Source organism: Streptomyces sp. NPDC046866, from assembly GCF_040704625.1.
Lineage (GTDB): Bacteria > Actinomycetota > Actinomycetes > Streptomycetales > Streptomycetaceae > Streptomyces.
Genome location: NZ_JBEYXN010000018.1, coordinates 121,874 through 135,788, shown reverse-complemented (window position 1 = coordinate 135,788; position 13,915 = coordinate 121,874). Strand labels below are relative to the sequence as shown.

The following is a 13,915-nucleotide window of genomic DNA, read 5'->3' as shown; positions in this document are numbered from 1 at the left end:
GAAGCGGGTGGAGGGCACCGATCGCGGGGACGACCGCAGGACCGGAGGGGAGCAGGGCGATGCGACGGGGACGGGTGCGGGAGCAGGCGGACCGGCAGGTGCGCGGGCAGGGCCGGATGCGCGTTCCGGCGGTGCGGGGGCGGTCCTTCGGGCCGGGGCCGGTGAGGGGTGCGGGCGGTCGCGGGGCGTACGGGTGGCCGGGCGCCCGGTCGCGCGGGGTGCTGGCTGCGGTGGCGCTGGCCGGGTGCGGTGCCCTGCTGGTGGCCGGGTGCGGGCCGGCGGGGCCGCCGGGTACGGCGTCGGGCGGTTCGCCGCCCGCCGCGCAGAGCGGTGCGGCGGCGTCCCCGGGCGGCCCGTCCGGGTCCGCCCGGCCGTCCGGGCCGCCGGCGCCGCCCGCCAAGGGGTCCGTGGAGGTGACGGGCGAGATCGCCCGCGGCCTCGAGTCGCCGTGGGGCGTGGCCCCGCTGCCGGACGGGGACCTGCTGGTCGGCTCGCGGGACCGGGGCACGATCAGCAGGGTGGCGGTCGCCACCGGGCAGGTGACGCCGATCGGGAGGGTGCCGGGGGTGGACCCGGGCGGTGAGGGCGGGCTGCTGGGGCTGGCGCTGTCGCCCTCGTTCGCCTCGGACCGGATGGTGTACGCGTACTTCACGACCGAGTCCGACAACCGGATCGCCCGGATGCGGTACGACGAGCACCGGGATCCGGGACAGCAGCTGGGCGCCCCGGACACCGTGCTGCGCGGCATCCCCAAGGGGGTGATCCACAACGGCGGGCGGATCGCGTTCGGCCCGGACCGGATGCTGTACGCGGGAACCGGCGAGACGGGGAACACGGCGCTCGCCCAGGACCGGAAGTCACTGGGCGGCAAGATCCTGCGGATGACCCCCGACGGGCAGCCGGCGCACGGCAATCCGGAACCGGACTCGGTCGTCTACTCGTACGGGCACCGCAATGTGCAGGGGCTCGCCTGGGACGGCGAGAAGCGGCTGTGGGCGGCCGAGTTCGGCCAGCACACCTGGGACGAGCTGAACCTGATCGAGCCCGGCGGGAACTACGGCTGGCCCGAGGCCGAGGGCACGGCCGGCAGACCCGGCTACCGCGACCCGGTGGCCGTGTGGAAGACCGACGAGGCGTCGCCGAGCGGGATCGCCTGGGCCCAGGGCTCGGTGTGGATGGCCGCGCTCAAGGGAGAGCGGCTGTGGCGGATCCCGCTCGCGGGGGCGAAGCCGGCGGCCGAGCCGGAGGCCTTCCTGCAGGGCCGGTACGGCCGGCTGCGCACGGTGGTCGCGCTGGGCGGGGACAAGCTGCTGCTGGTCACCAGCGAGACCGACGGCCGCGGCTCACCGCAGCCGGGCGACGACCGGATCCTGACCCTGACGGTGCGGTGACCGAGACGGCCCCGGGGCGGGGCGGAAGGCGCGGTGGCGCGGTGTTCAACATGATCGAGGAGCTGTTCAACCCGGGGCGCAGGCACACCGACGAGGAGCGCAAGCGGCTGGAGCTGTCCCGGACCGACGTCGGCGACGGCGATCCGGGACGGGGTCCGATAGACCTGGACTCCGGCAAGGTGCTCATACGCCTCGAGGAGCAGCCCCCACCGCAGGAGTGACGGGCCCGAACAGCCGCAGCCGGTGGGCGAGGGCGGCCGCTTCGCCGCGGCCTGCGACGCCCAGCTTGGCCAGGATGTTGGACACGTGCACGCTGGCCGTCTTCGGGGAGATGAAGAGCTCCTCGGCGATCAGGCGGTTGCTGTGGCCGGCGGCGACCAGGCGCAGGACGTCGCGCTCGCGGCTGGTCAGTCCCAGGGCCTCGGCCGGGTCGGTGTCGGGTGCGGGCAGGGCTGCGGGGTCGTCCGCGGTGGTGAGCGGGAGCCGGGCGCGCTGCGCCAGCAGGGCCAGGTCCTCGCGCAGCCGGCGGGCGCCGAGCTGCTCGGCCGCGGCGTGGGCGTCGCGGAGCAGGGCGGCCGCGGGCTCCCGGTCCTTGCCGGCGGCCAGCAGCGCCTCGGCGAGCCGGTGGCGGGCGCGCGCCAGCAGGTAGGGGCGCTCCAGCGGGCGGACGGCCTCCTCCACGGCGGCCCAGTCGGCGACGGTGTCCCGTGCCTCGGCGCGCAGCAGCTCGGCGCGGAGGAACTCGGCGTGGGCGGTCCACAGCGGCACCGGCGTGACGAGGCTCCCGGCGGCGTCGCGCAGCACGGCCAGGGCGGCGGCGCGGCCGGCGTCGGCCGCCGGCAGGCCGCGGGAGTCCGCCTCGGCGGAGGCCGCGGCGAGCAGCAGCGGCCAGGCGTAGCGGTGGTGGCCGAGCGGGAATCCGTGGTCGACGGCGGCGGCGACCTCCGTGCGGACGTCGGCGATGCGGCCTTCGCCGGCGGCCACGCCGACGGCGAGGCGGAAGAGGGGTATGCGGTGCTGGGGTTGGGGGTCGTGGGTGCCGAAGTTCTCGATCGCGGCGGCGAGCTGGGCGGCGGCCTCGGCGAGTTCGCCGCGGGCCAGGGCCAGGTAGGCCAGCCGTGCGGAGGCCGCTCCGCGGGGGGCCGCGCTCTGGCCCACCTGCAGGGCGCGCCGGGCGGCCGCGGCGGCCTCGTCCCAGCGGCCGAGGCCGTACAGGCTCTCGGCCATGTTGCCCATGATCCATGCCTCGCTGTCCAGCAGGCGTGAGGTCTTGACCAGCCGGGCGCCCTGTTCGGCGGTGTCCACGGCCTCCAGGGACCGGCCGAGGCTCTCCAGTTGGGAGGAGAGGTTGATGTGAGCACGGCCCACCAGCATGAAGAGGCCGAGTTCGGCGGCCCGCTCCTTGACCGCGTGCATCTCGGCGAAACCGCGCTCGGGGTCGCCGGCGTCGGTGAGCATGCAGCCCACCGTGATCCGGGCGTTGAGCTCGATCTCCTCTGCCCCGACCATGCGGGCGTAGGCGACGGCGCGTTCGGCCGCGGCGAGGTTGCCGGGGCCGGGGTCGTGCAGCATGCCCCAGGTCGCGGCCCGGACCAGGACCTCGGCGTGCACCTGGGACGGGGGCAGCCCCTTGACGAGCTCCTGGGCCTTGGCGAGCTCCTCCCAGCCGTCCCCGCGGGCCAGGCTGGAGACCAGCCGCGACCGCTCGGTCCAGAACCAGGCGGCCCGCAGCGGGTCCTGGTCCTCCTGGAGCAGGCGCAGCGCCGTCTTGGTGATCTTCAGGGCGCGTTCGCGTTCGCCGCCGAAGCGGGCGGCGACGACGGCCTCGGCGAGCAGGTCGAGGCGCTGGAGCGGGGTGGTGGCCGGGTCGCAGCCGCAGGGCGGGTACACGTCGGTGTAGTCGGCGGGGCGCAGCCCCTGGCGCACCTCTTCGGGCGCGCTCTCCCACAGGTCCAGCGCCCGGTCCAGCAGCCGCAGCTGCTCCGAGTAGGCGTGCCGGCGGCGGGCGGCCACCGAGGCGGCGAGCACCGCGGGCAGGGCCTTGGCGGTGTCATGGGCGTAGTACCAGTAGCTGGCCAGGCGGATGGTCCGCTCCCCGGCCCGGATGAGGGTGTCGTCGGCCTCCAGGGCCTCGGCGTAGCGGCGGTTGACGCGGGAGCGCTCGCCGGGGAGCAGGTCGTCGCTGACGGCCTCGCGGACGAGGGAGTGGCGGAAGCGGTAGCCGTCGCCGTCGGAGGTGGCGAGGAGGATGTTGGCGCCGACCGCCGCCCGCAGCGCCTCGATCAGCTCGTCCTCGCTGAGCCCTGCGACGGCCCGCAGGAGCGGGTACTCGACGGTGGAGCCGCCCTCGGCGACGATGCGGACCACGCGCTGTGCGGCTTCGGGGAGTACCTCGACGCGAACCAGCAGCAGGTCGCGGAGGGACTCGGTGAGCCCGGCGCGGCAGCCGCTCTCCCGGCAGGCGGCGAGTTCCTCGACGAAGAAGGCGTTGCCGTCGGAGCGCTCGAAGACGGAGTCCACGAAGGCCTCGTCGGGCTGCTCGGCGAGGATCCCGGCGAGCTGGCGGCGCACCTCGGCCCGGTTGAAGCGGGGCAGTTCGATGCGCCGGACGGTGCGCAGCCGGTCCAGTTCCGCGAGGAGCGGGCGCAGCGGGTGGCGGCGGTGGACGTCGTCGGCCCGGTAGGTGGCGACGAGGACGAGCCGGCCGCCGGTGAGGCTGCGGAAGAGGTAGGACAGCAGGTGCCGGGTGGAGGTGTCGGCCCAGTGCAGGTCCTCCAGGACCAGGACGACGGTGCGGTCGGCGGCGAGCCGCTCCAGCATCCGGACCGTCAGTTCGAAGAGCCGGGCGGTGCTCTCCTCGTCGTGGGGGCCGCGCGGGGTCTCGCCGAGCTCGGGCAGGATGCGGGCCAGCTCGTCCTCCTGGCCGGCGGCCGCGGCGGCCAACTCCTGCGGGAGCAGCCGGTGCAGGGTGCGCAGGGCCGTCGAGAACGGGGCGAAGGGAAGCCCCTCCGCCCCGATCTCCACGCAGCCGCCGACGGCCACCACGGCACCGCGCCGGGCGGCCTCGCCGAGGAACTCCTCCGTGAGGCGGGTCTTGCCGACTCCGGCCTCTCCCCCGACGAGCAGCGCCTGCGGCTCCCCGCCGGCGGCGCGCGCCAGCGCGTCGGTGAGTACGGCCAGTTCGTCGGCTCGGCCGACGAACACCGGGCTGACAGATCTGCTCTCCACGCCGCCGAGCATCGCACAGGAGGCCTGGTCGGCGGCACCGGGATTCCGTGCGCTCGCGCTCACGCGTCGGTCCGCGCCGCTCGCGCCGCGATTCAGGCGGCGCGGGTGAAGGAGCTGCGGCTGCGCCTCACCGGCCCTTCGGGTTCCTGGCTGTGCGTGAGGAGGCGGTGCGCCTTCTTCGCGGCCCGGGCCAGGCGGTACTCCTCGGCCTCGCGGATGAGGTCGGCGCGGCGGAGGGTGGCCAGCTCGTACTCGAACATCTCGTTCTCCTCGGTGGTGTTTCTCGGGCACCTCGCCCGATGTGCCCCCAGCCTCGCGCCCCAGGGGGTACGGCCACATCGGGCGCATGCCGCATGTGTGCGGGCGGGGGGTCCTTAGACCGGCCCCCAGTGACACGGGCCCCGGCCCGCAGGTGCTTAGGACGCCCCCCTAGGCGCCCTTGACCACCCGCCGGGGCGGCGGGCCACAGCGCGCCCCGGGGCCGTGGGGGGCCGCTGCGCGGAGCCGTTCCCCCAGCCCGCCCCTTCCCGAAACCGGGCTCCGCCCGGACCCGTTCCACGCCACGGGCCGGCGTCGCAACCCCATGGGGATACGGGGCAGCCCGCACCTGCACCGGGAGGCAACCGCGACGCACCCCCGCACCCACCGGACCGCCGGAGCGCAGCCCCGGGGTGCCCGCGCCGGAGCCGCGCGGAGCCGGCAGCGGGTGCGGGGACCCGCCCCGCACCGGGCTCGGGGTGCAGGGCAGCGCATACGCGGCGCAGCCCCGTGGGTGGGGAGCGCACCGCACGACGGGCCTGGGCGAAGCCCCAGAGGGAGGCCGGCGCGCAGCCCCAGGGAGGCGGGGCGGACCCCGGGGGGGCGGGGCGCGGAGCCCCACAGGACCGGGACCGAGCCGTGGGGTGAGGGGGCGTCGCAGCCTCAGCGGGCGGGGCGCAGCCCCGGGGGGCGGGGCGCAGCCCCGGGTGACGGGGCGCAGCCCGTGACGCGCAGCCCCGGGTGACGGTGCGCAGCCCGTGACGGGGCACACCCCTCGCGTGGCGAACCACAGCCCGCCGGGCCACGCGGCACAGCCCCCGCGGGGCCACGCACAGCCCGCCGGGCAACGCGGCACAGCCCCCGCGGGGCCACGCACAGCCCGGCCGGTGGGCAGCCCCAGGGGGCGCCCCCCGGGGGCCGGGGCGGAGCCCCGGTTTCGGGAAGGGGTGGGGAGGGGACTGCTCCGCGCAGCGGCCCCTGGGCCCGCCCGGCTCCGGCCACTGGCCCGGCCTTGGCACCGCGCCCGGCAGCTGGGGAAGCGGCAGCCACCGGGGGCGGCCCGGCCGGCCGCGGGCGGCGGGCGCGGGGCCGCCGCCCGGCGATCGCGTCGGCGGGTCGGGCAGTGGCGGGCACCGTGCAGCGGGGCCGAGCGGTCAGGCGGTGGCCGCCGTGTGGCCGGGTCAGGCGGTCGGGGGTGCGGGCCATTCGGGGGCGAGGACGGACCAGACCTCGGTGTCCTGGCGGACGCCGCGGTGGAGGTAGTTCTGCCGCAGGACGCCCTCACGGGTCATGCCGAGCCGCTCGGCGACGGCGAGGCTCGGCTTGTTGGCGGCGGAGGCGTACCACTCGACGCGGTGCATGCCGCGCTCGTGGAAGGCCCAGTCGATCAGGATCCGGCAGGCCTTGGTCACCAGGCCCCGGCCGGCGGCCGCCGGCTCCAGCCAGCAGCCCACCTCGCAGGTGCCGCCCGCGGCATCGAAGGTGCGGAACAGGACGCCGCCGACGAGGGTCCCGCCGACCCGGATGCCGTAGATGCGCCCGCCGTCGGCGGCCGCCTTCTGCGCGTACGCGGACAGGAAGCTGCGTGCCGATTCCAGGTCAGTGACCACGTCCGGCAGGACGATGTGCTGTCCGATGTACTCCCGGCCCCGGTCCATGTGGGTCAGGAACTCCTCGGCGTGTCGGGGCTCCAGGGGGAACAGCCGGGCGTCGTCGGCGAGGGCTATGGAGAACATGCGGCTACGTCCTTGGGGCTCGTGCGGCGGTGTGCCGGATCACCGGGAGGGGGCAGCCGGCTCGGCGCCGTCCTCGCTCGTGGCGGGCTGCGTGCCGATCCGCTGCGCGGGAAGTGTCGCATGCGGGCGGCGTTCGGGAGGCTCGATGCTGATCCTGGGCAGGCGCCGGTCCAGCCAGGCCGGCAGCCACCAGTTCGCGCCGCCGAGCAGGTGCATCAGGGCGGGGACGAGCAGGGTGCGCAGGACGAAGGCGTCGAGGGCGACGGCCGCGGCGAGCCCGATGCCGAACATCGCGATGATCCGGTCGCCGCTCAGCACGAAGGCCAGGAAGACGGAGATCATGATGACGGCCGCCGAGTTGATCACGCGGCTGGTCTCGGCGAGGCCGACGCGGACGGCCCGCCGGTTGTCGCCGGTCTCCAGCCACTCCTCGTACATCCGGCTGACGAGGAACACCTGGTAGTCCATGGAGAGCCCGAACAGGACCGAGACCATGATCACCGGCAGGAAGGGTTCGATCGGCCCGGCGCTGCCCAGGCCCAGCGCCTCGCTGCCCCAGCCCCACTGGAAGATCGCGACGACGACGCCGAAGGAGGAGGCGACGGCCGCCACGTTCATGGCGGCGGCCTTGAGCGGGACGCCGATGGAGCGGAAGGCGAGCAGCAGCAGGACGCAGCCGAGGGCGATGACCACCCCGACGAAGAGGGGGAGTTTGCCGACGATGACGTCGGCGAAGTCGTCGTAGCCGGCGGTCACGCCGCCGACGTGGACGTCCATGGTGCTGCCGTGGCGGGCCCGCGGGATGACCTCCTCGCGCAGGGTGGAGACCAGCTCGCTGGTGGCCCTGGACTGCGGGGACGAGTCGGGTACGACGGTCACGACGGCGGTGTCGCCGCTGCGGTTGAAGACGGCCGGGCCGGCGGAGGCGACGTGCTCGGTGGCGCGCAGCGCCTCGGCCAGGCGCTCGACGGCGATCCGGTCGCCGGCTCCGTCGAGGCGGGCCACCACGGTCAGCGGGCCGTTCACGCCGGGGCCGAAGCCGTCGGCGAGCAGGTCGTACGCCTGCCGGGTGGTGGAGGTCTCGGGGTTGTTGCCCTGGTCGGAGGTGCCCAGGTGCAGCGAGAGGGTGGGCAGGGCCAGGCCCGCCATGACGAGGGCGGCCAGGGCGCCGAGCAGCTTGGGGTGCCGCTCGACGAAGGCCGACCAGCGGGCGGCGAAGCCGGTCGGCAGCTCGGGCTGCGGGCCGTCGGCGGCGAGCCTGCGGCGCTCGCGGCGCGACAGGGCGCGGCCGGCGATGTACGACAGGAGCGCGGGCAGCAGCGTCACCGAGGCGGCGACGGTGAGGACCACGGTGAGGGAGGCGGCGATGGCCACGCCGCCGAGGAAGTTCAGGCGGAGCACCAGCATGCCGAGCAGGGCGATGCAGACGGTGGCTCCGGCGAAGACGACGGCCCGGCCGGTGGTGGCGACCGCCTGCTCGGCGGCCTCGGCCACGGCGAGGCCGCGTTTGAGGCCCTTGCGGTGGCGGGTGACGATGAACAGGGCGTAGTCGATGCCGACGCCGAGGCCGATGAGGGTGCCGAGCATGGGCGCGAAGTCGGCGACCGCCATGGCGTGCCCGAGCAGGGTGATGCCGAAGTAGGCGGTGCCCACGCTGACCAGGGCGGTCGCGATGGGCAGCAGGCTCGCGGCGAGGGAGCCGAAGGCGAGGAAGAGGACGAGGGCCGCGACGGCCACGCCGATGACCTCGGCGAGGTGGGCGGTGGGCGCCTCGGTCAGGCCGATGGCGCGGCCGCCGAGTTCGACGCGCAGGCCGTCCGTCTCGGTGGCCGGGTTCTTCGCGGCGTCGACCACGGCCTGGGCCTGCGCCTTGGGTACGGAGTCGGCCTGCCGGTCGAAGGTGACCACGGCGTAGGCGGTGCGCCCGTCGGCGCTGATCTGCGCGGCGCTCTCGGGGCCCGGGCCGTAGGGGCCGGCGACGGAGCCGACGCCGGGGAGCCGGGCGACGGTGTCGAGGGCCCGCGTCATGCGCTGCCGGACCTCGGGGGTGCGGGCGCTCTGGTGCTCGGGGGTGCGCCAGACGATGGTGTCGGTGTCGCCGCCCTGGCCGTGGAAGCCCGCGCGCAGGAGGGCGAGGGCCCGGCCGGACTCGGTGCCGGGGACCTCGTAGTCGTTGGAGAAGGCCGCTTTGGCGGTGGCGGCGGAAGCGGCGGTCCCGCCGAGGGCGAGCAGCCAGAGCAGGACGACCACCAGGCGGTGGCGGATGCACCACCGTGCGATTGCTGCCAACGGACGTGCTCCCTGGTGGTTCGGCTCTTTACCGGGAGGCGGCCCGACGCAAAGAACGCTGGAACTCGTGCAGGCCGGCCGAGGGCCCCGGAGGGTCGCCCCGGGTCCCGGTCAAGAGGGTCTGCACCGCCACGATCGCAGCGTTTCGTGATCGTTGGCCCGTTTCGTGTGCATCATCACAGGAACGGGTGCGTGCGTACGCCCCCGGGTCAGCCGGCGGGCGGGCCGCTCGGCTCGTCGATCCGGTAGCCGGGGACGGAGGGCCAGCGGACCGTCAGGACGACCGACTCCTCCTCCGCGTACCAGGAGTGGTCCGTGCCGCGGCCCCACACCACGTAGTCGCCCTGCTCGTCGAGGACGACGCTGCGGCCGGGGAACTCCATCCGGAAGCGCCCGCTGATCAGGACCAGCAGGGCGGTGCGCTCCTCACCGGTCGTCCACTGGGCGCGCGCGTCGCCCTTCGGGTGGACGCCCCACTTGATCTCCACGTCCTTGCTGTGGCGCGGGTCGTCCGCGTCCTTGAAGTGGCCGAGGAGCCAGCCGCGGTCGGTGGCGGCGTCGGGGGCGGCCTTGCCGATGTAGAGGGAGTCGTCGTTCACGGGGTGAGGCTAATGCAGTTGCGCGGCCGCGCCGTCCGGTGATCAGCTGCGGCCGATGAACACCGACGAACTGCGAGAGATCCGGGCGGAGTACGACCGCGAGGTGCGCCGGGAGGCCAGGCCGGACGAGGCCGGGGCCCGGGTGGAGCGCGCGGGGGCCGTCGTACGCCAGTCCGCGCCCGGGCCCGGATGGAACGGCGTGCTCTGGTCGGACCTGGACGGGGCCACCGCGGACGCCGAGATCGCGGCGCAGGTGGCGTACTTCCGGGAGCGCGGGGCGGCCGACTTCGAGTGGAAGCTGTACGGCCACGACCGGCCGGCGGACCTCGGCGCGCGGCTGCGGGCGGCGGGCTTCGTGCCGGAGCCGGCCGAGACCGTGATGGTGGGGCGGGTCGAGGAGCTCGCCGCGCTGCCGGTGGAGCCACCGGAGGGGATCACCCTGCGCACGGTGACGGACGAGGCGGGCGTGGACCTCATGATGCAGGTCCACGCGGGCGCCTTCGGGACCCACCGCCCCCGCATCCGCCACCTGCTGCTCACCCTGCTGCGGGAGGAGCCGGAGACGATCGCGGCGGTGGTGGCGACGGCCGGCGACACCCCGGTGAGCGCGGCCCGCATGGAGATGCGGCCGGGCTGCTCCTTCGCCGGGCTCTGGGGCGGCGGCACGCTGCCGCAGTGGCGGGGCAGGGGCATCTACCGCCTGCTGGTGGCCCACCGGGCCCGGATCGCGGCCGAGCGGGGCATCCGGTACCTGAACGTGGACGCCTCCGAGGACAGCCGCCCGATCCTGGAGCGCCTCGGCTTCGCGGTGCTGGGCACGACGGAGCCGTACGTGTGGCGGGCGGACGGCGGCGGGCCCGGCGCGCCGTAGCCCCTTCCGCGACGACGCGGCACCCCCCGACACGGCACCGCCCGAGCCGGCACCGCAGCACCTCCCGCCGCGGCACCCGCCGCACCCCCGACGCAACACCTCCGCACGCCCCACGCCCCACGCCCCCGGCAGCACCTCACGAGAACGAGAGCGAGGACCATCCATGGAGCGCACCCCGCCGCCCCTGACCGGAAACGAGCGCGAGACCCTGCGCGCGTTCCTCGACTACCACCGGGCCACCCTCGCCTGGAAGTGCGAGGGGCTCGGCGACGAGGAGCTGCGCCGCGCCTCGATGCCGCCCTCCACGCTGAGCCTGCTGGGCCTGGTCCGGCACATGGCCGAGGTGGAGCGCCACTGGTTCCGCCGCATCCTGGGCGGCGAGGACGTGGCGCACCTGTGGTCGGACACCCACGACTTCCAGGCCGCCTACGACGCCACGGGCGCCACCCGCGAGGAGGCCTTCGCCGCCTGGCGGGCGGAGGTCGAGCACAGCCGGCGGATCGAGGCGGCGGCGGCCTCCCTCGACGTGACGGCGCACGTGCCGTCCTGTAAGGAGGACGCCTCGATGCGGCTGATCATGCTGCACATGATCCACGAGTACGCCCGCCACAACGGCCACGCGGACTTCCTCCGCGAGGCCGTCGACGGGGCCACGGGCGCCTGACCCTCCCTCCCCACCCCCTATAGTTAGGAAAGCCTTACCTAAACGCCTGGGGACTGGGGAAGAGTGTGAGCCTTGTGAGCGACGGGGACGACTGGGAGCTGTACCGGGACGGCTGGGGCATCCCGCACCTGCGCGCCCCCGACGCGCTCCGCCTGGCCTACGCCCAGGGCCGTGTCACGGCGCTGGACCGCGCCTGGCAGCTCGAGGTCGAACGCCACCGCTCCCAGGGTTCCAGTGCCGCCTTCCTCGGCCCCGAGGCGGTCGCCTGGGACCGGTTCGCCCGGCAGAGCCGCCTCGACGACACGGCCCGCCGCTGCCACGAGGCGCTCGATCCGCAGACCGCCGCATGGGTCGGCGCCTACGTGGACGGCGTCAACGACGGCCTGGCAGCCGGCGCCGCCCGCGACGAGCGCTTCACCCGCACCGGCCACACGCCCGTCCCCTGGGAGCCGTGGGTTCCGCTCGGCATCTGGATCGCCACCCACATCCTGTTCGCCGGCTTCGCCACCAAGCTGTGGCGCGGGCGCGTCGCCCGCGTCCTCGGGGAGGAGGCCGCCACCCTCTTCGCCACCGACGGCCCCGGCACCGCCGGCAGCAACGGCTGGCTCGTCCCGGGCGACCGGACCGCCACCGGCTCGGCGATCATCGCGGGCGACCCCCACCGGTTCATCGAGGACCCGGGCGTCTACCAGCAGATCCGCCTGTCCTGCCCGGAGTTCGACGTCCTGGGCCTCGCCGTGCCCGGCGTCCCCGGCCTCGGCCACTTCGGGCACACCGGCGGCGCGGCCTGGGCGATCACCAATGCCATGGCCGACTACCAGGACCTGTACGTCGAGCAGCTGCGCACCGCTGCGGACGGCGCGGCCGTCGAGGCCCTGGGCCCCGACGGCAGCTGGGAGCCCGTCCACCGGCACACCGAGACCATCGAGGTCGCCGGCGCCGAGCCCGTCGAGGTCGAGGTCCTGGAGACCGCCCGCGGCCCGGTGATCACCCGCGCGGCCGCCGCAGCCGGTGCCGCGGAAGCCGGTGCCGCCGCAGCCGGTGCCGCGGATGCGGACGCCGCCGACCAGACCCTCTCCCTGCGCTACCCGCCCCGCGTCCGGCGCGACCTCGGCTTCGCCGTCCTGCCCGCGCTGCTGCGCGCCCGCACCGTCGCCGACATCGACCGCGCCCTCGACGGCTGGGCCGAGCCCGTCAACGTGGTCCACGCGGCCGACTCCGAGGGCGGCCTGCTGCACCGCGTCGCCGGCAAGGTCCCGCTGCGCGATCCGGCCAACCGGCTGCGCCCGGTGCCCGCCTGGGACGCCCGCCACGCCTGGCGGGGCTGGGCCGAGACCCCGGCCGAGCCGGTGCAGGGCTTCGCCGTCATGGCCAACGCGCGCGGGATCGCCTCGCCGCTCGGGGTGGAGTTCGCGCCCCCGCACCGCGCCGACCGGATCCGCGCGCTGCTGTCCGGCTCCGCGAATTGGTCGCCGAAGGCGATGGCCGGCGTCCACCGGGACACCTACTTGGCCTCGGCCGAGCCGCTGCTCGCCCTGCTGCCCCCGATGGCGGACCTCTCCCCCGCCGCGCAGGCGCTGCGCGCCCGGCTGCTCGCCTGGGACCGGCACATGGAGGCGGACAGCGCCGAGGCGACGCTCTTCGCGGCGCTGCGCACCGCGACCGTCCGCCGCTTCGCCGCCGACCCCGCGCTCGCCGGCCTCGCGGCCGCACCGGCCGGGCCCGAGGTGTTCCACCCCTGGCTGTACCTGCTGCCGCGCGTCGGCTACGCCCTGGAGCACCTGCTCACCACCGGCCTGCTGCCCGGTCTCGACCGGGCGGCGCACGTACGCGCCGCCCTGGAGGAGACGGCCTCGGCGGACCTCCCCGACACGCCGTGGTCCCGGGTGCACCGCCTCGCCCCGTGGTCGGCCCTGCCGGACACGGCGGCCGAGTGGCCCGGCCTCGGCGGCGACCACGACTGCGTGAACGCCACCTCCTCCGTCCCCGGCTTCACCGATCTGTGCGCCCGCGCCTCGGCCGCCCGCTACGTCTGGGACCTGGCCTGCCGCGAGGACAGCCTCTGGGTCGTCCCGCTCGGCGCGGACGGCGTCACCGGCTCCGCCCACCACCGCGACCAGCTCCCGCTGTGGGCGCGGTGCGAACTCGTCCCGGTCGTCACCGACTGGACCCTGCTCACCAAGGACCCCGTATGACCACCACGGCCTCCGCCACGGCCTCCGCCACGGCCTCCGCCACGGCCTCCGCCCCCGCCCCGGCTCCCGCCCCCGCCGCGTCCGCTCGCCGGCCCGTGTTCACGCAGTCCGTCGAGGGCTTCGGCACCGTCACCTTCACCCCCGTCGACCCGGCCGCCGACTCCGCCCTGATCCACAGCTGGGTCACCGAGGAGCGCGCCCGCTTCTGGGGCATGGCCGGGGCCGACCGCGCCCTCGTCCAGGAGATCTACGAGGACGTCGACCGCCGCACCACCCACCACGCCTTCCTCGCGCGCCGCGACGGCATCCCGGTCGCGCTCTTCCAGACCTACGACTGCGCCGAGGACCGGGTCGGCGAGTGCTACGAGGTGCAGCCCGGCGACACCGGCGTGCACCTGCTGATCGGCCCGGCGCAGGGTGCGTCCGAACCCGGCTTCAGCGCCCGGCTGATCGGGGCCTTCCTCGCCTTCGTGCTCGCCGACGGGGCCACGCGCCGCATCGTCGCCGAGCCGGACGCCCGCAACGGCAAGGCCCTCGCCCGCCTGGAGCGGACCGGCTTCACCCTCGGCCCGGAGGTCGAGCTCCCGGAGATCGACCTGCCCGAGGTGTACCTCCCGGCGAAGCGGGCCCGCCTCGCCTTCCTCAGCGCGCCCGGGAGCCGGTGACGGGCTTCGCCCACTCGGC

At 75.7% G+C, this 13,915-nt stretch carries 11 protein-coding genes; 6 read left to right on the top strand and 5 right to left on the bottom strand.

The features are described from left to right. Positions 1–59 precede the first annotated feature (59 nt). A complete protein-coding gene (locus AB0953_RS24505) occupies positions 60–1,391 on the top strand; it encodes a PQQ-dependent sugar dehydrogenase (protein WP_366861691.1) in 1,332 nt (443 codons plus the stop codon). 41 nt (positions 1,392–1,432) lie between these two features. Further along, entirely contained in the window at positions 1,433–1,612 is a 180-nt protein-coding gene (locus AB0953_RS24500; protein ID WP_362166640.1) for a DUF6191 domain-containing protein, read from the top strand. On the opposite strand, the gene AB0953_RS24495 is transcribed toward AB0953_RS24500, so the two are convergent. From AB0953_RS24495 to AB0953_RS24475, 5 genes are all read right to left on the bottom strand, one after another. Next, the gene (locus AB0953_RS24495) at positions 1,575–4,631 is read right to left on the bottom strand and encodes an AAA family ATPase (RefSeq protein WP_366861733.1); all 3,057 of its coding nucleotides are present in this window, start codon (positions 4,629–4,631) and stop codon (positions 1,575–1,577) included. The two genes, AB0953_RS24500 and AB0953_RS24495, sit on opposite strands and share 38 nt — an antisense overlap. An 80-nt stretch (positions 4,632–4,711) precedes the next feature. Beyond that, positions 4,712–4,879, bottom strand: a complete 168-nt coding sequence (locus tag AB0953_RS24490) for a hypothetical protein (RefSeq protein WP_366861690.1) — start codon at positions 4,877–4,879, stop codon at positions 4,712–4,714. A gap of 1,179 nt (positions 4,880–6,058) precedes the next feature. Beyond that, the gene (locus AB0953_RS24485) at positions 6,059–6,613 is read right to left on the bottom strand and encodes a GNAT family protein (protein ID WP_366861689.1); all 555 of its coding nucleotides are present in this window, start codon (positions 6,611–6,613) and stop codon (positions 6,059–6,061) included. Between the two features lie 39 nt (positions 6,614–6,652). After that, entirely contained in the window at positions 6,653–8,902 is a 2,250-nt protein-coding gene (locus tag AB0953_RS24480; RefSeq protein ID WP_366861687.1) for an MMPL family transporter, read from the bottom strand. 209 nt (positions 8,903–9,111) lie between these two features. Beyond that, on the bottom strand, positions 9,112–9,501 hold the full coding sequence (locus AB0953_RS24475) for a signal peptidase I (protein WP_366861686.1): 390 nt from the start codon (positions 9,499–9,501) through the stop codon (positions 9,112–9,114). Between the two features lie 55 nt (positions 9,502–9,556). On the opposite strand from AB0953_RS24475, the gene AB0953_RS24470 reads away from it, so the two are divergent. From AB0953_RS24470 to AB0953_RS24455, 4 genes are all read left to right on the top strand, one after another. Next, positions 9,557–10,372 (top strand): GNAT family N-acetyltransferase, encoded by an 816-nt coding sequence (locus tag AB0953_RS24470; RefSeq protein ID WP_366861685.1) that lies wholly within the window; start codon positions 9,557–9,559, stop codon positions 10,370–10,372. A 163-nt stretch (positions 10,373–10,535) separates the two neighbouring features. Further along, complete coding sequence (locus AB0953_RS24465; protein WP_366861684.1) at positions 10,536–11,036, top strand: DinB family protein; 501 nt, start codon at positions 10,536–10,538, stop codon at positions 11,034–11,036. A gap of 65 nt (positions 11,037–11,101) precedes the next feature. Continuing rightward, complete coding sequence (locus AB0953_RS24460; RefSeq protein WP_366861683.1) at positions 11,102–13,231, top strand: penicillin acylase family protein; 2,130 nt, start codon at positions 11,102–11,104, stop codon at positions 13,229–13,231. Continuing rightward, entirely contained in the window at positions 13,228–13,896 is a 669-nt protein-coding gene (locus tag AB0953_RS24455; protein ID WP_366861682.1) for a GNAT family N-acetyltransferase, read from the top strand. Before AB0953_RS24460 ends, AB0953_RS24455 begins: the two co-directional genes overlap by 4 nt. Positions 13,897–13,915: the final 19 nt, after the last annotated feature.